Source organism: Saccharothrix sp. BKS2, assembly GCF_047689505.1.
GTDB classification, from domain to species: Bacteria; Actinomycetota; Actinomycetes; order Mycobacteriales; family Pseudonocardiaceae; genus Actinosynnema; species Actinosynnema lopnurensis.
In genome coordinates this window covers 39,227-57,184 of record NZ_JAUQOL010000010.1, presented here as the reverse complement: position 1 = coordinate 57,184, position 17,958 = coordinate 39,227, and the positions used below count along the sequence as shown (strand labels likewise).

The following is a 17,958-nucleotide window of genomic DNA, read 5'->3' as shown; positions in this document are numbered from 1 at the left end:
CACCCTTCGACGCGAGGATCTCAGTACGAGAAAGGCCAGGTGCGCCAGTAGTTGCGGACGCGCACCCAGATCCCGACCAGGCCGCGCGGCTCGGCGATCAGGAACACCACGATCAGCAGCCCGTAGAGCACCGCCTCGACCTGGAACACGGTCACCGCGCCGGTCGCGTCGCCGCTGATGAACGGCAGCACCTCCGGCAGCTCGCGGGTGACGCGCGGCAGCAGCGTGATGAACAGGGCGCCCATGATCGCCCCGGAGATCGTGCCCGCGCCCCCGATGAGCACCATGGCGATGTACTGCACCGACAGCAGCAGCCCGAACGAGCCGGGGTCGAAGAACCCGTTCACCACGAACAGCAGCGAGCCCGCCACCCCGGCGTAGAAGGACGACACGGCGAACGCCAGCGCCTTGTAGCGGGTCGGGTCCACCCCGATCACCGCCGCCGCGAGGTCCCGGTCCCGCACCGCCGCGAACGCCCGCCCGATCCGCGACCGCACCAGGTTCCGCGCGAGCACCGCGAACACCACCAGCAGCACGAACATCAGCAGGTACAGCTGCTGCGGCGCGGTGAACCAGGCCGAGGGCCGGTCCAGCCGCACCCCGAACAGCTCGGGCACCGCCGCGGGCCGGCCCACGCCCGGACCGCCGGTCAGCGAGGTCCACTCCCGGAACACGTGCTCGCCGAGGAACACCAGCCCCAGCGTCACGATCGCCAGGTACAGGCCGCGCAGCCGCACCGCCAGCGGCGCCACCAGCAGCCCCGCCAGCCCCGCGACCAGCCCGGACGCCAGCAGCCACACCGGCAGCGAGGTCACGCCGAACCCGAGCACCCGGCCGTCCGGGTCGCCCGACAGCGCCGCGCCCGTGTAGGCGCCGATGGCCAGGAAGAACGCGTGCCCGAGCGACACCTGCCCGGCGTAGCCGGTGACGACGTTCAGCCCGATCGCGCCGATCGCCGCGACGAACGCGGTCGCCAGCAGCACCAGCAGGTCGTCGGTGACCAGGAACGGCACCAGCAGCGCGAACACCGCCAGCGCGCCGGTCCAGGCCCGCTTGGGCCGCGTGTTCAGGAACGCGGTGTCCTGCGCGTAGGAGGTGTAGAGCTCCGGACGACCCCTCACAGCCGCTCCACCTCCCTGGCGCCGAACAGCCCCTGCGGTCGCACCAGGAGCACCACCAGCATCAGCGCGTACGGCGCGACCAGCGCGAAGTTCGGCCCGAGCCACGGGGCCACGTCGCCCTGGTAGGTGCCGACCAGCGACTCCACCACCCCGACCGCCAGCCCGCCCGCCACCGCGCCGCCCAGCGAGTCCAGGCCGCCGAGGATGACCGCGGGCAGCGCCTTGAGCGCCACCACCCACAGCTGCTGGTCCACGCCCGCGCCGGTGGCCACGAACACCCCGGCCAGCGCCGCCAGCCCGCCCGCGAGCGCCCACGACAGCGCGAACACCGACCCGACCCGGATGCCCTGGGCCAGCGCCACCTCCTGGTCGTGGGCGACCGCCCGCATGGCCAGGCCGGTGCGGGAGAACCGGAAGAACGCGAACAGCGCGACCACCACGGTCACCGTCGTCGCGAACATCACCAGGTACCGCTGCTGCACGTCCACGCCGAGCAGCGACACCGTGGCCAGGCCCCACGGGTCGCCCACCGGCAGCACGTCCAGCCCGATGAACGCGTTGGTCACCACCCGCACCACCACGTCCACGCCGATGGTGATGATCGCGACCACGAACGCCGGCTTGCCGATCATCGGCCGCAGCACGGTCCGCTCCACGCCCAGCGCCAGCGCGGCGATCACCAGCGCGGCCACCGGCACGGCCAGGAAGAACCCGACCCCCGGCGACAGGTGGGCGACCAGCACCGCGCCCGCGAGCATGAACGCCGGCTGCGCGAAGCTGATCACCCGCGTCGACTTGTAGATGATCACGAAGCCCAGCGCGAGCAGGGCGTAGACCGACCCGGTGCCCAGGCCCCGGACCAACGACTGGAGGAACTCGCTCACGTCCGCCCCCCGTCCCGCGCGCCGTCGGCGTACATCTCCTCCACCAGGTGCGCGTAGGCCGTGGCCAGCGCGGACCGCTTCACCTTCTGCGTCGCGGTCAGCTCGCCGTCGGAGTGGTCCAGCTCCTTGGGCAGCACCCGGAACCGCCGCACCCGCCCGACCGGGGCGAACCGCTCGTTCGCCGCGCGCACGACCCCGGCGACCAACTCGCGCACCTCGTCCTTCTCCGCGAGGTCGCGGTAGGTGGTGTGGGTGAGGCCGCGCCGCGCGGCCCAGTGGCCGACGGTGTCGGGCTCGATGCCGATCAGCGCCACCAGGTACGGGCGCCGGTCCCCGAGCACGACGGCCTCCTTGACGTACGGGGAGTCCTTCAGCGCGTTCTCGACCTCGGACGGCGCCACGTTCTTGCCGCCCGCGGTGATGATGATGTCCTTCATCCGGTCGGTGATCCGCACGTGCGTGCCGTCGACCCACTCGCCCACGTCGCCGGTGCGCAGCCAGCCGTCCTCGGCGAGCACCCGCCGGGTGGCCTCCTCGTCGCGCCAGTAGCCCGCGAACACTCCGGGGTGGCGGGTCTGGATCTCGCCGTCCTCGGCGATCCGCAGCTCCACGCCCTCCTGCGGCTCCCCGACCGTGCCGAGCCGGACCCGGCCGGGCCGGTTGCCGGTGGCGACACCGCTGTTCTCGGTCATCCCGTACACCTCGTGCACGGGCACGCCGATGCCCATGAAGAACCGGAGCACCTCCGGCGAGATCGGGGCGGCGCCGGACGCGGCGTAGCGGACGTGCCGCAGCCCGAGGCGCGTCTTCAGCGCCCGGTAGCAGCACACCCAGCCCACCGCGTACCGCAGCCGGGTCGCGGTGGTGTGCCGGCCGCCGGCGCGGACCAGCTCGGCGCCGATCCGGTCGGCCACCCGCAGCCAGAACCGCGTGGTCACGCGCTTGACCGGGGAGGCGTTGGCGGTGCCGATGGTGACCGCCGTCAGCACCTTCTCCCAGGTGCGCGGCACGCCGAACAGGATCGTCGGCTGCACCTCGCGCAGGTTGGCCCGCACGGTGTCGACTGACTCGGCGAAGTGCACCTGGATGCCGGCCGCCGCGTTGAGCCAGGTGGTGAAGACGCGCTCGGCCACGTGGCACAGCGGCAGGTAGGACAGGGTCACGTCGCGCGCCGAGGCGGGCGGCGAGGCGCCGGCGGTCACCCCGACGGCGAACTCCACGTTGGCGGCGGTCAGCATCGCGCCCTTGGGCGGGCCGGTGGTGCCGGAGGTGTAGACGAGGGTCAGCACGTCGTCCGGCTCGGCCCCGCGCATCCGGCGGGCGACCGCGTCGGGGTGGTCCCCGCGGTGCCGCGCGCCCAGGGCGAGGAAGTCGTCCCAGGACATCAGGCGGTCGTCGGTGTAGCGGCCCCGGACGCCGCGCGGCTCCAGGTAGACGACGTGCTCCAGGTCGGGCAGCGCGTCCAGCACGGCCAGCACCTTGTCGACCTGCTCCTGGTCCTCGGCGACGAGCACGCGGGCGCCCGAGTGCGACAGCAGGTAGGCGACCTCGTCCGCCGGGCTGGTCGGGTACAGGCCCACGGTGGTGGCGCGCACGGCCACCGCGCCGATGTCGGAGTACAGCCACTCCCGGCGGTTCTCCGAGTGCACGGCCACCCGGTCGCCCGGGTCGACGCCGAGCGCGAGCAGGGCGTGGCCGACCAGCTCCGCCCGCTCCCAGTAGTCCGCCCAGGAGACCTCCTCCCAGACGCCCAGGCGCTTGGCGCGCAGGGCCACCGCGCCCGGCGTGGCCGAGGCCCGGTCGCGCACGCGGGTGGCGATGGTGGTGATCACCCGGCGCCCCCCGCGGTCCGGGGGGACTCGCCGAGGTAGGCGCGGACCACGTCCGGGTCGCGCTGCACCTCGGCGGGCGTGCCGGTGCGGACGGGGCGGCCGAAGTCGAGCACCAGCACCCGGTCGGCGAGGTCCATGACCAGGCCCATGTCGTGCTCGACCATGACGATGGCGATGGCCAGCTCCTCCCGCACGTCCAGCACGAACCGGGCCATGTCCTCGGTCTCCTCGGCGTTCATGCCCGCGACCGGCTCGTCCAGCAGGAGCACCCTGGGCTCCATCGCCAGCGCCCGGCCCAGCTCCACGCGCTTGCGCACCCCGTAGGGCAGCAGCCCGACGGGCATCCGCCGCCACGGCGCCAGCTCCAGGAAGTCGACGACCTCCTCCACCACCGCCCGGTTGGCCAGCTCCTCCCGCCGCGCCCGGCCGAGCCAGGCGAACGCCGACAGGGCGCCGTAGCGCATGTGGTGGTGGCGGCCGAGCATGAGGTTCTCGACCACGGTCAGGTGGGCGAACAGCTCGATGTTCTGGAAGGTGCGGGCGATGCCCATGGCGGCGATCCGGTGCGGGCGCACGCCCAGCAGCTCGCGCCCCTCGAACCGGACCGACCCCGATCGCGGGCGGTAGACGCCGGAGAGCACGTTGAAGATCGACGTCTTGCCCGCGCCGTTGGGGCCGATGATCGCCAGCAGTTCGCCGGGGTCGACGTGGAAGGAGACCCCGTCGATCGCGGTGACGCCGTCGAAGGCCAGCGTCACGTCGTCGAACTCCAGGACCGGCCCCTCGTGCGGGCGGGTCGGGGGCGGGTGGGTCGGGTTCGGGCTGGTCGGGTCCGGGCTGGTCGGGTCCGGGGGTGTCACGACAGCCACCGCTTCCGCCGCTTGTAGTGCTTGACGTCCCGGAACGACCGCGCCGCGCCCTCGCCACCCAGGCCAAGGTAGAACTCGCGCACGTCCTCGTCGGCCAGCAGCGCCGCCGCCGGGGAGTCCATCACGACCCTGCCGGTCTCCAGCACGTAGCCGTGGTCGGCGATGGACAGCGCCATGGTCGCGTTCTGCTCGACCAGCAGCACGGTCGTGCCGTCGGCGTTGATCTTCACCACGAGGTCGCGGATCTGCTGGACCACCAGCGGCGCCAGCCCCAGGCTCGGCTCGTCCAGCAGCAGGTAGCGGGGCTCGGACATGAGCGCCCGCCCGATCGACAGCATCTGCTGCTCACCGCCGGACAGGTAGCCGGCGCTCTGCCCGCGCCGCTCCCGCAGCCGCGGGAACAGCTCGTACATGCGCTCCAGGTTGCGCTTGATCGCGCGGGGCGCGGTGTGGCCGCCGACGCGCAGGTTCTCCTCGACGGTCAGCTCCGCCAGCACGCGCCTGCCCTCCAGCGCCTGCTTCACGCCGAGCGCGGCGATGCGCGAGGGCGGCGCGCGGTGGATCGGCTCGCCGTCGAGCGTGACCCGCCCGCGGGTGACCTTGCCGTCGTGCACGCCCAGCAGGCCGGACAGGGCGCGCAGCAGGGTCGTCTTGCCCGCTCCGTTGGCGCCGAGCAGCGCCACCACGCGCCCCTCGGGGACCTCCAGGCTGACACCGCGGAGCACGAGCACGACGTCGTCGTAGACCACTTCGAGGTTGTTCGCCTCCAGCACCGGCGCCTCCGTGTGGTTGGCGTGGGGAGGCGGCCAGTATGGCTCCGATCACACCGTTACCTACCACTGTTCGCAAACCGTGATGAACCCACCCACGCCCTGTTCGGCTTTCACGATTCTGTTGCTCGGTCCTGTGTGGACTGGTGTAGGGCCCCGGAGGTGCGGGTATCCCCCGGCACCTGGAGCGAGAGGGGTGTTCGCCACTCATGGACGGCCCGGAGGTGGAGCTGAGGGTGGCGGCGCGGCCGGCGCACCTGTCGACGGTCCGCGCGGTCGCGAAAGCGGTGGCCCGGTCCACCCCGGAACTCGCGATCGACCTGGTCATAGCCGTGGACGAGGCGTGCACCGCGCTCATCGCCCGCGCGAGGACCGGCACGCAGCTGCTGTGCCGGTTCGTCCGGGAAGGTGATTCGGTTCGGTTTCGCGCACAGGTCCCGTCCTCGGCCGTCACCGTCCCCGACCACGACTCGTTGTACTGGCGGGTCGTCAGTTCCGTGACCGACGCGGTGGCCACCTGGGTGGAGGGAGACGGCCACTTGCGGGTGGAGCTGAGGTGCCGGGCATGAACGCGGTGGACTACCAACCGCTGTTCCACGAGATGGCGGCGGCGGACGGGGCGAAGCACCAGGCGTTGCGGGACCGGTTGGTCACCGAGCACCTGCCGATGGCCCGGCACATCGCCGACCGGTTCGCCGAGCGCGGCGAGTCGGTGGAGGACCTGAGGCAGGTCGCCGCGGTGGGGTTGATCAACGCGGTGGACCGGTTCGACCCGTCCCGGGGGATCGACTTCCTGGCGTTCGCGGTGCCGACGATCACCGGCGAGGTGCGGCGGTACCTGCGCGACCAGGGGTGGGCGGTGCGCGTGCCCCGGAGGTTGAAGGAGCTGTGCACCGCGATCGACGGCGCGCGGGTCGAGCTGGCCAGGCGCACCGGGCGCACGCCCAAGCCCAGCGAGGTGGCCCGGCACCTGGGCGTACCGCTGGACGAGGTGTACGAGGGCCTGCACGCGGCGTCGGCGCACCACCTGCTCTCGCTCGACGACGGGCTGGCCGACTCCGACGGGCTGGCGTTCGACGACCCGGCGCTGGAGGTGGTCGAGCTCCAGCACGCGCTCGACCCCATGCTGCGCGGGCTGCCGAAGCGGGAGCGGCGGATCGTGGTGCTGCGGTTCTACCGGAACATGACGCAGAGCCAGATCGCCGACTCGGTGGGTGTCTCGCAGATGCACGTGTCGCGTTTGTTGAGCCGGTCCCTGGCGCGTTTGCGCGACCTGCTCGACGATTGAGCGAACAGGGTTGAGAGGGGTTGGTCGCGGTGGTGGCGAACCTGTGCTGGCCGCAGCGGTCGGCCCTCGGGTTGGGTGTGCTGCTCGTGGTGTGGGGCGTGGTCGACCTCATCGCCGGCCGGTCGCCGCTGGGGGTGCTGCACGTGGTGACCGGCGTGGTCGCGGCGGCGTCCGCGACGTCGATGCGCGCCTCCCGGCCCGTGGGTTCGCTGATGGCCGTGGTGTTCCTGGTGGTGTTCGCGTTCGGGGTGGGTGAGGCGGGGCCGGGTGGTTCGGCGATGGATGCCGGGGTGGTCGGCAACGGGCTGCACCTGCTGATCGGCTTCGCGTCCGTGGCGGTGGCGGCCAGTTGCGCCTGGTGCCAGCAGCGCTCGCGCCCGACGACGCGCTCGACCGCGTCGCCGGGTGGGGGTGCGGTGTCGGGTGCGGTGTCGGGCGCGGCTCCCGGCTCGACTCCCGGCCCAGCTTCGGGCTCGACTCCCGGTTCGGCCTCGGGCTCGACTCCCGGCTCGAGCTCGACTCCAGGCTCGGCCTCGGGCCCGGCGCCGGGCCCGGCGGAGCGGTTGCCCTGAGCCACTTCCGGGTACCTCACCGTTGACCCGAACCGGGAGGACCCATGGACACCGCGAGTCTGCACGACGTGGTCGGGATCGAGGGCCCGTTCGTCTCAGTGTTCCTCGACGTGGGCGACCACGTCGAGCTGCGCTGGCGCGCGATGCGGGACCAGCTCCAGGCCCAGCGCGCCGACCCGTACCTGGTGGCTCTGGCGCACAACGCGATCACCAGCGGCGAGACCCCGCGCGGCATGGCGGGACGCGGCCTGGTCGTCGGCGGTGGTCGGGTGCTGGTGGACCGGTACGTCCCGGTGCCGCCGACCGGTTACACGGCGCGGTACGGGGTGCTCCCCTACCTGCTGCCGCTGGCGGACCTCTCCGAACCCCTCCTGCCGCACGTCGTAGTGCAGGTGGGCGAGCACGGCGTGGACCTGCGCGGGGTCGACCCGAGCGGCCGCCCGGTCGCCGTGGCCACGGTCGGCGCGCGCAGACCGGACCACCGCCTCGACGCGACCGAACTGGCCGACGTCGCCCAGGAGGCGACCGCGCTGGTGGACCGCCTGGGCGCACCCCTGCTGGTGCTGGCGGGCCCGCTGGCCGGCCGCCGCTCACTGCGCGTGGCGCTGCCCAGCCGGTACCACCACCTGGTGGTCGAGGTCGAGGGCCCGCCGGACCGCGCGGTGCTCCACCTGGCCGGCCGGGCCAACCAGGACGCGCGCCGCGCCGTGGTCGAACGCTTCCGCGACGAATCCACCCGGCTCACCGGGCGCGCGGTGCACGGGCTCGACGCGGTGTCGCGGGCGCTGGACGAGGGCACCGTGGACACCCTCCTCATGACCGACGTGCTGGCGGGCTCGCGACTGGTGGGCGAACACCGGGCCGACGAACTCCTGCCCCTGCGGGCGGTCGCCTGCGAGGCGGACATCGTCCTGGTGGGCGGCGCCATCCGGCTGCACGAGGACGTCGGGGCGCTGCTCAGGGGCTGATCATCCCCCTGCGCCCGCAGCCGGACTCCCCAGCGGGCCTCCCGCAACGCACCCTCGCAGCCGTCCCCCGCAGCCGTCCCCCGCAGCCGTCCCCCGCAGCCAGGCCCCGCAGCCAGGCCCGGCCGCCGAACCCCGAAGCCGGACCCCGCACCCAGACCCCTCACCCGACCACACCCACCCCGGCCGCCCGCCTGCTCACCAGCACCGGAGCGGGCCGGGAGCCGCTGTGGCGGAGGGCCCAGACCAGGTCCGGCCCCGAGTCCAGCCCCAGGCCGGTCGGCGGCGGCCCAGGCGCCAGGCCGAACCGGTCACATCAACACTTCCGTGGTTCGCGTGGTTCCTCATGTTCAACCGAGTCGCCAACCCCTCGTTTCCGTACATGCCCAGGCCGATGATCACCCGATCGTGTAACCGGCCCGCGCCCCCTCCCGCTACCCCCGCCCCCGCTTCCCCTTGACCCGCAGCATCCGCACCACCGCACGCTCCACCGTCTCACGATCAGCCGACCTCGGCTTGATCACCACCCCACTCCGCCACAGCTCCACCACCCGGGGATCGACGTAAGACTTCCGGGCCACCGCCGGCGTGTTCCCGAGGTGCTCCGACACCTCCCGCACCACCCCCGCCTCCACCCGCTTCGCCGCGCTCTTGCTCCCCGGCACCCCCTCCCGGGCGAACTCCCGGGCGAACGCCGCCGCCGCGAGCACCGTCGCGTGCCACGTCCGCAGGTCCTTCACCGAGAACTCCTCCCCCACCAGCTCCTTGAACCGCTCGTTGATGTCGTCCGACCCGATCTCGTACCCGCCGTCGTCCACGAGCAGCCTCTCCCCCGACCCCGACCCTCCCCGGAGCAACGCCTTCACCGCCCGCGCCAGCGCCGCGTCCTCCACCTCCGTCGTGAACTGGATCCCGTGCTTGGCCGGGTAGCAGAAGTCCACAGTGGACCCCCGCACCCCCACGTGCGAGCACAGCAGCGTCGCCACCCCGTGCGTGCCGTTGTCCGCCGCGTACGTCTCGCCGCCGACCCGGAACACCCCCTGGTCGAGCACCGCCAGCGCCACGGCCAGCACCCGCCGCCGCGACCGCCCCCGCCCGTCCAGCTCACGCGCGACCTCGGCCCGGAACCCCGGCAGCACGGGCGCCAGGTCGAGCACCCGCTCGTGCTTCTCCTCGTCCCGCTCCTGCCGCCACCTCTCGTGGTACAGGTACTGCCGCCGTCCGGCCGAGTCGGTGCCGACCGCCTGGATGTGCCCGTTCGGGTGCGGGCAGACCCACACGTCACGCCAGGCCGGCGGGATCGCCAGGGCCTTGACCCGCTCGACCGACGCGGCGTCCAGGGGCGCGCCGTCGGCGTCGGTGTAGCCGAACCCGCGTCCCCGCGCGCGGCGGTGCCAGCCGGGTCCGTGGGGATCACTGCGACGGAGTCTCACGCCCGCGCAGGTTCCCGCGCGACCTCCCGCCAAACACGATGGTTGGATCATGCACCGATTGGGTATAGGAGCGCTCATGAGGCAGCCGTGGACCGTCGGGGTCGAGCAGGAGTTCCTGCTCGTCGACCCCGAATCACGCCGTCCCGTTCCGCTGGCCGAGTCCGTCCAGCAGCACGCGGGGGCGAGCCTGGACGTGCAGCGCGAACTGACGCCGTTCCAGATCGAGGTCGCCACGCCGGTGTGCGAGTCGACCGACCAGCTGTTCGAGCAGGTCCTGCTCGGCCGCACGCACCTGGCGAAGGCGGCGCACGCGGCGGGCTGCCGGCTGCTGGCCTCGTCGGTGCCGCCGATCGGCACGGCGGGACCGCCGCCGGGCACCGACGACCCCCGCTACCGGATGATGGAGTACTCGCACCGCAAGATGATCGGCGGCTCCGGGGTGTGCGGCATGCACGTCCACGTGGGCGTCCCGGACCGGGACACCGCCGTGCGGGTGGGCAACGCGATCCGACCGTGGCTGCCGACGCTGCTCGCGCTGAGCGTGAACTCGCCGATCGAGCAGGCGGAGGACACCGGGTACGCGAGTTGGCGCTCGATCGTGTGGTCTCGGTGGCCGATCAGCGGCCCCCCGCCGCACCTGGCGTCGGCCGAGGAGTACGACCGGGTGGTCAGCTCCCTGGAGGCGACCGAGGTGCTCCTGGACAGCGGCATGGTCTACTGGGACGTCCGCCCGTCGGAGAACCACCCGACGGTCGAGGTGCGGGTCACCGATGTCCCGATGACGGCCCGCGAGGCCGTGGTCATCGCCGAGCTGATCAGGGCTTTCGCCCGGACCGCCGCCGATTCCGCGGACGTCGAGCCGGTGAGCGAGCTGCTGCTGAAGGCGGCCTACTGGCGCGCTTCGCGCGACGGCGTGGACGGGCTGGCCGTGGACCCCCGCACGGGTCACCTGGTGCCGGCCCGGGAGCTGGCGCTGGAGCTGGCCCGGTGGTGCGCGCCCGCGTTGCGGGACGCGGACGCGCTGGGCACCGTGGAGGGGCACCTGGAGTGGCTGCGCGGGCACGGCAGCGGTGCGGCCAGGCAGCGGCGCGCGTTCGGCGCCTCGCCCGACGCCCGCGAACTGGTGGACGTGGTGATGTCCGAGACGGTCGACGACGGCCGTTGAGGATTACCGTGGAGTACGCGCCGCACCGGGCGGCGGTGAACGAGAGGAGAACGGGCGTGCCAGAACCCGCGGCGACGCTCGCTTCCGTGCGGGTCGACCGACCGGCGGACGGCGTGGTGGTGCTGCACGTGTCGGGAGAGTTGGACACGAGCAGCGCGGATGAGCTTGCCAGGCCGCTGAAGGAGCACCTGGTCGAAGGCGTGCGAGGCGTGGTCGTCGACCTCGGCGGAGTGCGGTTCCTGGGCTCCGCCGGCCTGGAGTCGCTGGTCGTGGGCAACCAACGGGCGTCCGCGCTGGGCGTGTCGTTGGTGCTCGTGGCCACGAGCCGGGCGACCCTGCGCCCCATCCAGGCGACCGGCTTGGACTCGGTGTTCACCGTGGTCGAGTCGCTCGACGACGCGTTGGGCCGGTTCTAGGGGAACCGGCGGACGGTCCTGATGGCGCAGCGCACCGCCCCCACCGGGGGCAGTGCGCCCGCCGGGGGGACCACCCAGCGGGACGCCCGGGCCGGTACGCGCCGGGGGCCCCGCCAGTAGCGCGCGTCCGGCGGCAGGACGTAGCGCGGTTCGGGCTCGGCGTCTGGTTGGGCGAGGAACAGCCACCTCAGCCGGGGGCCGGGGATCGCCAGGATGGGTCCGAGGGGGCCGGTGGAGCGCAGCTGGTGGCTCACCTCGGCGCCCCAGCTCGCGGGCACCTCCACGGCCATCACGTCCTCGTCGAGGACGAGGCAGTCGTCCACGTAGCGGGGTTCCATGCCCGCTGATCTTGACGGCGCCCCGTGTCGGGACTGTGTCCCGGCGCGGTGTTCCGCGTTAACGCCGGCGGGTGTTCGGTCCCAACCCGTGTCGGTCCAGGTCGGTGTTCAGTCCCGGCCGATGTCCTCGAACCAGAGCTCGGGCCGGGCCTCGACGAACCCGGCCATCATCGCCGCGCACCCCGGGTCGTCCAGCAGGGTGATCTCCACGCCGTGCCCGGCCAGCCAGTCGTGGCCGCCGTGGAAGGTCCGGGCCTCGCCGATGACCACCCGGGGGATGCCGAACTGGCGGACGAGGCCGCTGCAGTACCAGCAGGGCGACAGCGTGGTGACCATCACCGTGTCGCGGTAGCCCGCCCGGCGGCCCGCGGCGCGGAACGCGGCGGTCTCGGCGTGGGTCGAGGCGTCGTCGTCCTGCACCCGCCGGTTGTGGCCGCGGCCGAGCAGCTCCCCGTCGGCGGTGAACAGCGCCGCGCCGATCGGTATGCCGCCCTCGGCCAGGCCCGCGCGGGCTTCCGCCACCGCCACGGCCAGCATCTCGCGTGCGTCCACCCGTCCAACCTAACCCGTCCGGGCGCGGCGGTGGCCTGCGCGAAGGGTGAACTGGCCGGCCCCGAACGGGCGACGTGGCCACTCCTGGCGGGCGACCCGCGGTCCTGAACGTTGAACTCACCGGTTCTGAACGTACGACACGGTGGGTCTGAGCGTACGACTCGCGCTGAGGGGGTGAACTGGGGGTCAGGCGCCGAAGCAGAGGAAGCCGGCGGCGGCGGCGAAGGCGGCGTCGCCGCCGCCGCCGCGGTGGGCCTCCTGGGCGTTGGCCAGGGCCGCGGACGGGGGTTCGCCGGCGGCCAGGCGGCGGTGCAGGTCGACCATGAGGGAGGTGGTCACCTCGGCGGGGACGGGCACGACCGGGGCGATGAGGGTGCGCGTGCCCAGGCCGAGGAGGGCGGCGGTGAAGCCCATCAGCTCGTCGCCGGGGCGGACGGCGGACAGGCCCGAGTCGCAGGCGGACAGGACGACCCGGGCGGGTGGGGTGCGCAGGCGTTCCAGGTCGTAGACGGTGAGCGGGCCGTCGGCCAGTTCCAGGGCGGAGAACAGGGGGTTGTCGGCGCGGAACGAACCGTGCGCGGCGACGTGCGCCAGGGGGGCGCCGTCCATCGCGGCGGCCACGGCGTCGACCGTGGCGTCCGGGCCCACCAGGACCGAGGCCGAGTCGGTCAGGGGGGTGATGGCGGCGATCTCGGCCGGGGCGGCGGGCAACCTCGGGCCGGCGGCCAGGACAGGGCGGCCTGGGGAAGGGGGAGGGGAGGAGGGGGAAAGGGGGGAGGAGGGGTGGGGGGAAGGGAGAAGGGAAGGGGGCGGAACAGGCGGGGTGGAGGCTCGTAGCCACACGGTGGCCGAGGGGGCCACCACTACCGAGCGGCCCTGGCAGCCCGGTAGGGCGGACCAGGGCAGGCCGCCGAGCAGGCCGGTGGGGGCCAGCACCAGGGGGCGGGAGCCCAGGCGGCGGCGCAGGGGGGCGAGCAGGCGGGTCTCCAGCAGGTTGGCCGCGTGGTCGGCGCCCGCGCGGACGGCCGAGCGGTCCACGTGCTCGGGCAGGGTCACCAGGCGGTGCAGGGCGAAGCGGAGCAGCCGCACCTCGCGCAGGGCGCCGTCGAGCCGCCCCAGGTGGTGCAGCGACGCGCGGCCGCCCGCCACCACCACGGCCAGCAGGGCGCCGTCGTGGTCGATGTACTCGACCAGGGCGGCGGGGCCGAGCGCGTGGGCCAGGTCGCGCACCTCGGGCGGGGTGGAGACGGCGCCGCCGCCGCTGGTCTGCCGGGTCAGCTCGCGCACCCGCTGCTCGCCGCGCACCTGCCGCTGCCGCAGCGCGGACACGGGTCTGCCCTCCAGCAGGGCGGTCTCCAGGTCGGCGGTCACGGCGCGCAGCTCGGCCAGGGCGTCGGCCAGGCCGGAGTCCTCGGGCGGTCGGGCGGGGGTCATGCGCAGCGCGCCGGCCCGCCACGCCTCGGCCCACGACAGGACCTTGGCCGCGTGGCCGGAGGCGACGGCCGTGCGCAGCCCCTCCAGCGCGAGGGCCTTGCCCTGGGCCCCGCTCAGCGCCCGCAGTTCGGCCGCGCCCAGCGAGACCCGGTACTCGTCGAGCAGCCGCAGGCCGCGCCGCAGGGCGATCTGCGCGCCGCGCGCGTTGCCCTCCAGGTCGCGCCGCAGCGCCTCGGCGTACCAGCCCTGCACGCGGTGCGCCGCCGTGCCGACGCCGCGCCGGGCCGCGCCCGCCACCGCCAGCTCGGCCACCGCGCGCCGCCGGTCGCCCAGGTCGCGGGCGACCAGCGCCGCGTCGACCCGCGCCTCCAGGCCCGCCATCCGCCAGCCCAGCGCGTCGAGCCGGGACGCCACCCGCACCAGCGCGGCCACCAGGGGCCGGTCGCGCCGGCCGCTGAGGTAGGCCGCGCGCAGCTCCACGTGCCGGGCGCCCGCCTCCCACACCTCGCGCTTCTCGCGCCGGAACCCGCGGCGCGCGGCCACGGCCATCCGCACGGCGTGCTCCAGGTCGCCCTCCAGCAGGGCGACGCGGGCCCGGTAGAACATGGCCTCCGAGCGGGCCAGCACGAGGTCGGCGCCCAGCTCCTCCAGCGCCCGGTCGGCCGCCGCCCGCGCCTCCTCCAGCAGCGGCACCGACACCAGCAGCTCCAGCCGGTTGATCAGCAGCGCCGGGCGGGGCACCGCCAGCCGCCGGTACTCGTGCTCGGCCTCGGCGAACATGGTCAGCGCCCGCGGCACGTCGCCCGCCCGGGACGCGGAGATGCCCGCGTTCCACCGCACGTCGGCCACCGCCAGCTCCAGGTCCAGCTCGCGGTAGAGCGCGGCGGCGCGGTCGAAGTCCTCGTCCGCGGCGCGCAGGCCGCCGGTGTAGGCGCGCAGCAGGCCGCGGTTGTTGCGGGCGCGGGCCTCGCCGAGCCGGTCGCCGGTGCGGCGGGCCGCCTCGATGGACCGGTTGTACTCGCGCCGGGCCTCGTCGTACCGGCACAGGTAGTGCAGCACCAGGCCGCGCTGCATCCGGGCGATGTCGGCGTCGCCGCCGTCCAGCTCCCCCAGCGCCGCGTTGATCGCGCGCAACGCCTGCGCGTGCCGCCCGGTGTTGGAGAGCACGAACGCCAGGCTCACCCGGGCCAGCGCCGCCGACCGCGCCGAGCGCGCCCGTTCCGCGATGCGCACCGCCCGGCGCAGGTGCCGCAGCGCGCCGTCGAAGTCGTGCAGTTCGCGCAGCGACAACCCGATCGCCCGTTCGGCGGTCGACGCCTCTTCCGCGTCGCCCGCCGCCCGCGCCGCCCGCAGTGCGGAGCGGCCGATCTCGATGGCCGCGCGCGGGTCCCGCTGCCGGGCCTCCAGCGCTGCGGCGGCGGTTTTTCCGGCCACGAGAACCACTTTATTACCAAGACCGCTGTGGTAGCTTGATCAAAGCTCGCACCACTCCCCTTCTACGCCGTTGTGAGGCCGTGGTGTCCCAACCTTCCGATCGGGCTGCCCTTTACCTCCGGGCATTCGACCAGGCGATCAGTGAGCACAAGGACTTCCGCCTGCACCCCGAGCGCGGCCGCGAATTCGTCTACGTGGCGCGGGAACTGCTCACCATCCCGGAGGACGTCGCGCGGGTCGTCCGGAAGTTGGCGCAGAACAACATCGTCGCCGAACGGGGCCGGGACTTCGCGGGGATGGCGCGCCTGGTGCTGCCGCCGCGCAACGCCGAGGACGTCCCCGACGTCGTGCGGCTGCTGCGCGACCCCCAGCAGTGGCCCGGCGAGCGCACCCCGGTGGTGCAGCCGCACCACGTGCTGTTCGGCCACGGGGGGAACATGCACGGCCACCCGGGTCAACCGCCGCGCGTGGCGGCGCCGCTGGCCGACCCGGACGGGACGGGTTCGGGGCTGGGCAAGGGCGTGACCGTCGGCATCGTGGACACCGGCATCTCGGCCACCGCCGGCGGCGACCACCCGGCGTGGCTGGGCACCGCGTTCCTGTCCCGGGCCGACGAGGTCGACCCCGCCTACTCCGGCGGCGACGTGTTCGCGGTGGAGGGCGGGCACGGCACGTTCGTCGCGGGCGTGGTGCGGCAGGCCGCGCCGGGCGTGCGGTTCGACCCGGAGAAGGCGCTCGACCAGTTCGGCCTGGGCACCGAGGAGGACTTCGCGCGGGCGCTGTCCGCGTTCGACGAGCGGGTGCACGTCGTCAACATCTCGATGGGCTGCTTCACCCAGGGCGACGTGGCCCCCGAGCCGGTCCGCCGGTCGGTCGCGGCGCTGCCCGCCGGCGTGGTGGTGGTCGCGTCCGCGGGCAACCAGGGCACGGCCCGACCGAGCTGGCCCGCCGCGCTGCCCGGCGTGACGGCGGTGGCGGCGGTGGCCGAGGAGCGCGACGGCACGCGCGCCCCCGCCTGCTACTCCAACCACGGCCACTGGGTGGACGCGTGCGCGGTCGGCAACCGGACCAGCACGTTCCTCCGGGGCCGGTGGGTGCTGCCGGGCCTGCCGGACGAGGTCTACGACCGGTTCGCCTACTGGCTGGGCACCTCGTTCGCCGCGCCGCACGTGGCCGGGCGGATCGCCGCGACGATGACCCAGTCGGGCGTGTCGGCCGCCGCCGCCCGCGACCAGCTGCTGGTGGGGCGCCCCGAGTTCTTCCCCGGGTACGGCGTCTTCGTCGCCTAGGGCGTCGAACCGGACGTCGAGCGGGACCGGATGTCACCCGAACAGGGGCACGGATGTATCTGGCGCCCGGGTCCGCACTCCGTAGTGTGTGGCAGCGACGAATCCGAAGTCCGAGACCCGGCCGGGGTCCGCGCCGGCACACGCCCTGGCGGTGGTGACACACCCCCGGGCCCCGAGGAGGGCACGTGATCCCTGTAGCCCCGATCGGCGCGCTGGTGGGCGCGGCGGCGGACGGCGACCGGCGTGCGTGGGACGAGATCGTGGCCCGCTTCACGCCGCTGGTGGTGTCGGTGATCCACCGGCACCGGCTGCGGCCCGCGGACGCGGCGGACGTCAACCAGACGGTGTGGCTGCGGCTGGTGGAGCAGATCGGCAAGCTGCGGGACGCCGACGCGCTGCCCGGGTGGATCGCCACCACCACGCGCAACGAATGTCTGCGGATGCTGCGGATGCAGCAGCGCCTCCAACCGTTCGACCCGCAGTCCGAGGAGGAGCCGGCGAGCCCGGTGGACGCGGAGGCCGAGCTGGACGAGGAGCTGGAGACCGCGCAGCGGCTCCAGGCGCTGCGCGACGGCTTCCGGGCGCTGCCCGAGCACTGCCGGGAGCTGCTGATCGCGCTGATGGCCGACCCGCCGCCGAGCTACTCCTCGGTGGGCGAGCGCCTGGACATGCCGGTCGGCAGCATCGGCCCCACCCGCAGCAGGTGCCTGGACAAGCTGCGCAAGACCCCCGCGGTGTTCCGGCTGGTCAAACCGAGGCGGGTCGACGGAGGAGGTGTGCTCGGTGCTGAAGGGCGATCCGGCGTGGGAAAGCGATGAGGAGCTGCTGAGGGACCTGGCGGTGGCCCTGGCGGAGGAGCGGGACGTGCCCGAGCACGTCGTGCAGGCGGCGCGCGCGGCGTACACGTGGCGCACGGTCGACGCCGAGCTGACGGCGTTGACCAGCTACGACTCGATCCTGGACGCGGAGCTGGCGGTGCGGGCGCGGGCCACGTCGACCGCGCGGCAGCTGGTGTTCGACGCGGAGGGCGTCTCGGTGCAGGTCGAGGTGACCGAGGCGGGCGTGGCGGGGCAGGTGCTGCCGGCCCGGCCGGGCCGGGTGGAGCTGCTGACCGCGACCGGGCCGGTGGAGGAGGCGGAGCTGGACGAGCTGGGCATGTTCCTGCTCGGGCCGCCGCCGGCGGGACCGGTGCGCTTCCGGTGTGCGGTGGGCGGCACGACCGTGGTCACCGACTGGGTTTGCGTGTAGCCCCGTCACGGGCGCCTGCCCGCCCGCGACGGGGCGTTCCGACGCCGGGTAATGCGGGGCCCATTTGTGCCCTCGCCCAATATCCGCCACGAAAGAGTGGCAGCGGTTTCTAACCCGTTTGGCGGATCGTTTTTCCCAGTAGGGTGGCTGAACCGGCGTATTCGACCGGCGGGCAAACCATCACCCGAGAGGTGCACCGTGGTCGAGCGAGCGAGCTGGTCCCCGGACGGTGTCGACGTCGACCTGCCGAGTTCCGCGCGCGTCCACGACCACCTGCTCGGCGGGGGCCCCGACCCGGGCACGGCCGACCTCTGCGCGGTCGTCGGTCGCAAGCCCTGAGCCCCGGCA

At 74.1% G+C, this 17,958-nt stretch carries 19 protein-coding genes; 10 read left to right on the top strand and 9 right to left on the bottom strand.

Annotated features, from left to right (window positions below; genetic code table 11):
* Positions 1-20: 20 nt before the first annotated feature.
* From Q5530_RS21870 to Q5530_RS21850, 5 genes are read right to left on the bottom strand one after another with little or no spacing between them, the layout of a single operon-like run.
* A complete protein-coding gene (locus Q5530_RS21870) occupies positions 21-1,121 on the bottom strand; it encodes a branched-chain amino acid ABC transporter permease (protein WP_380641820.1) in 1,101 nt (366 codons plus the stop codon).
* Positions 1,118-2,005 carry a branched-chain amino acid ABC transporter permease gene (locus Q5530_RS21865; protein ID WP_415364641.1) on the bottom strand — a complete coding sequence of 296 codons (888 nt, stop codon included), beginning with the start codon at positions 2,003-2,005 and terminating at the stop codon, positions 1,118-1,120. The genes Q5530_RS21870 and Q5530_RS21865 overlap by 4 nt, the downstream gene beginning before the upstream one ends.
* Positions 2,002-3,837: an AMP-dependent synthetase/ligase gene (locus tag Q5530_RS21860; protein ID WP_380641825.1), complete on the bottom strand. Its 1,836-nt coding sequence runs from the start codon at positions 3,835-3,837 to the stop codon at positions 2,002-2,004. The genes Q5530_RS21865 and Q5530_RS21860 overlap by 4 nt, the downstream gene beginning before the upstream one ends.
* Positions 3,834-4,697 carry an ABC transporter ATP-binding protein gene (locus Q5530_RS21855; protein WP_415364639.1) on the bottom strand — a complete coding sequence of 288 codons (864 nt, stop codon included), beginning with the start codon at positions 4,695-4,697 and terminating at the stop codon, positions 3,834-3,836. Before Q5530_RS21855 ends, Q5530_RS21860 begins: the two co-directional genes overlap by 4 nt.
* Complete coding sequence (locus tag Q5530_RS21850) at positions 4,694-5,479, bottom strand: ABC transporter ATP-binding protein (protein WP_415364637.1); 786 nt, start codon at positions 5,477-5,479, stop codon at positions 4,694-4,696. The genes Q5530_RS21855 and Q5530_RS21850 overlap by 4 nt, the downstream gene beginning before the upstream one ends.
* Positions 5,480-5,685: 206 nt before the next feature.
* Between Q5530_RS21850 and Q5530_RS21845 the strand changes: the two genes are divergently transcribed.
* From Q5530_RS21845 to Q5530_RS21830, 4 genes are read left to right on the top strand one after another with little or no spacing between them, the layout of a single operon-like run.
* A complete protein-coding gene (locus tag Q5530_RS21845) occupies positions 5,686-6,045 on the top strand; it encodes an ATP-binding protein (RefSeq protein WP_415364636.1) in 360 nt (119 codons plus the stop codon).
* Complete coding sequence (locus tag Q5530_RS21840; protein ID WP_415364635.1) at positions 6,042-6,764, top strand: SigB/SigF/SigG family RNA polymerase sigma factor; 723 nt, start codon at positions 6,042-6,044, stop codon at positions 6,762-6,764. The genes Q5530_RS21845 and Q5530_RS21840 overlap by 4 nt, the downstream gene beginning before the upstream one ends.
* Positions 6,765-6,793: 29 nt before the next feature.
* Positions 6,794-7,336, top strand: a complete 543-nt coding sequence (locus Q5530_RS21835; protein ID WP_415364634.1) for a hypothetical protein — start codon at positions 6,794-6,796, stop codon at positions 7,334-7,336.
* Positions 7,337-7,380: 44 nt separating this feature from the next.
* Complete coding sequence (locus Q5530_RS21830; RefSeq protein WP_415364632.1) at positions 7,381-8,304, top strand: hypothetical protein; 924 nt, start codon at positions 7,381-7,383, stop codon at positions 8,302-8,304.
* Positions 8,305-8,735: 431 nt separating this feature from the next.
* Here Q5530_RS21830 and Q5530_RS21825 read toward each other — a convergent pair whose 3' ends face one another.
* Positions 8,736-9,734 carry a DNA topoisomerase IB gene (locus Q5530_RS21825; protein ID WP_415364631.1) on the bottom strand — a complete coding sequence of 333 codons (999 nt, stop codon included), beginning with the start codon at positions 9,732-9,734 and terminating at the stop codon, positions 8,736-8,738.
* 76 nt (positions 9,735-9,810) lie between these two features.
* On the opposite strand from Q5530_RS21825, the gene Q5530_RS21820 reads away from it, so the two are divergent.
* Positions 9,811-10,899 (top strand): glutamate--cysteine ligase, encoded by a 1,089-nt coding sequence (locus Q5530_RS21820; protein WP_380641849.1) that lies wholly within the window; start codon positions 9,811-9,813, stop codon positions 10,897-10,899.
* A 56-nt stretch (positions 10,900-10,955) separates the two neighbouring features.
* Positions 10,956-11,315: an STAS domain-containing protein gene (locus tag Q5530_RS21815; RefSeq protein ID WP_415364630.1), complete on the top strand. Its 360-nt coding sequence runs from the start codon at positions 10,956-10,958 to the stop codon at positions 11,313-11,315.
* Here the strand turns inward: Q5530_RS21815 and Q5530_RS21810 are convergent.
* From Q5530_RS21810 to Q5530_RS21800, 3 genes are all read right to left on the bottom strand, one after another.
* Entirely contained in the window at positions 11,312-11,653 is a 342-nt protein-coding gene (locus tag Q5530_RS21810; protein WP_380641855.1) for a hypothetical protein, read from the bottom strand. The genes Q5530_RS21815 and Q5530_RS21810 overlap by 4 nt on opposite strands.
* A 108-nt stretch (positions 11,654-11,761) precedes the next feature.
* Positions 11,762-12,190 (bottom strand): nucleoside deaminase, encoded by a 429-nt coding sequence (locus Q5530_RS21805; protein ID WP_415364865.1) that lies wholly within the window; start codon positions 12,188-12,190, stop codon positions 11,762-11,764.
* A gap of 201 nt (positions 12,191-12,391) precedes the next feature.
* Entirely contained in the window at positions 12,392-15,073 is a 2,682-nt protein-coding gene (locus tag Q5530_RS21800) for a CHAT domain-containing protein (protein ID WP_415364629.1), read from the bottom strand.
* 83 nt (positions 15,074-15,156) lie between these two features.
* Between Q5530_RS21800 and Q5530_RS21795 the strand changes: the two genes are divergently transcribed.
* From Q5530_RS21795 to Q5530_RS21780, 4 genes are all read left to right on the top strand, one after another.
* On the top strand, positions 15,157-16,362 hold the full coding sequence (locus Q5530_RS21795) for a S8 family peptidase (RefSeq protein WP_415364627.1): 1,206 nt from the start codon (positions 15,157-15,159) through the stop codon (positions 16,360-16,362).
* A gap of 185 nt (positions 16,363-16,547) precedes the next feature.
* Entirely contained in the window at positions 16,548-17,180 is a 633-nt protein-coding gene (locus Q5530_RS21790) for an RNA polymerase sigma factor (protein WP_415364625.1), read from the top strand.
* Positions 17,146-17,610: a hypothetical protein gene (locus tag Q5530_RS21785; RefSeq protein WP_380641865.1), complete on the top strand. Its 465-nt coding sequence runs from the start codon at positions 17,146-17,148 to the stop codon at positions 17,608-17,610. Before Q5530_RS21790 ends, Q5530_RS21785 begins: the two co-directional genes overlap by 35 nt.
* Positions 17,611-17,808: 198 nt before the next feature.
* On the top strand, positions 17,809-17,949 hold the full coding sequence (locus Q5530_RS21780; protein ID WP_415364623.1) for a hypothetical protein: 141 nt from the start codon (positions 17,809-17,811) through the stop codon (positions 17,947-17,949).
* Positions 17,950-17,958: the final 9 nt, after the last annotated feature.

Excerpts from the sequence above, each read along its gene's own strand:
- Q5530_RS21845 (WP_415364636.1), top strand. The coding sequence starts at position 5,686 with ATGGACGGCCCGGAGGTGGAGCTGAGGGTGGCGGCGCGGCCGGCGCAC.
- Q5530_RS21840 (WP_415364635.1), top strand. The coding sequence starts at position 6,042 with ATGAACGCGGTGGACTACCAACCGCTGTTCCACGAGATGGCGGCGGCG.
- Q5530_RS21830 (WP_415364632.1), top strand. The coding sequence starts at position 7,381 with ATGGACACCGCGAGTCTGCACGACGTGGTCGGGATCGAGGGCCCGTTC.
- Q5530_RS21820 (WP_380641849.1), top strand. The coding sequence starts at position 9,811 with ATGAGGCAGCCGTGGACCGTCGGGGTCGAGCAGGAGTTCCTGCTCGTC.
- Q5530_RS21810 (WP_380641855.1), bottom strand. The coding sequence starts at position 11,653 with ATGGAACCCCGCTACGTGGACGACTGCCTCGTCCTCGACGAGGACGTG.
- Q5530_RS21805 (WP_415364865.1), bottom strand. The coding sequence starts at position 12,190 with ATGCTGGCCGTGGCGGTGGCGGAAGCCCGCGCGGGCCTGGCCGAGGGC.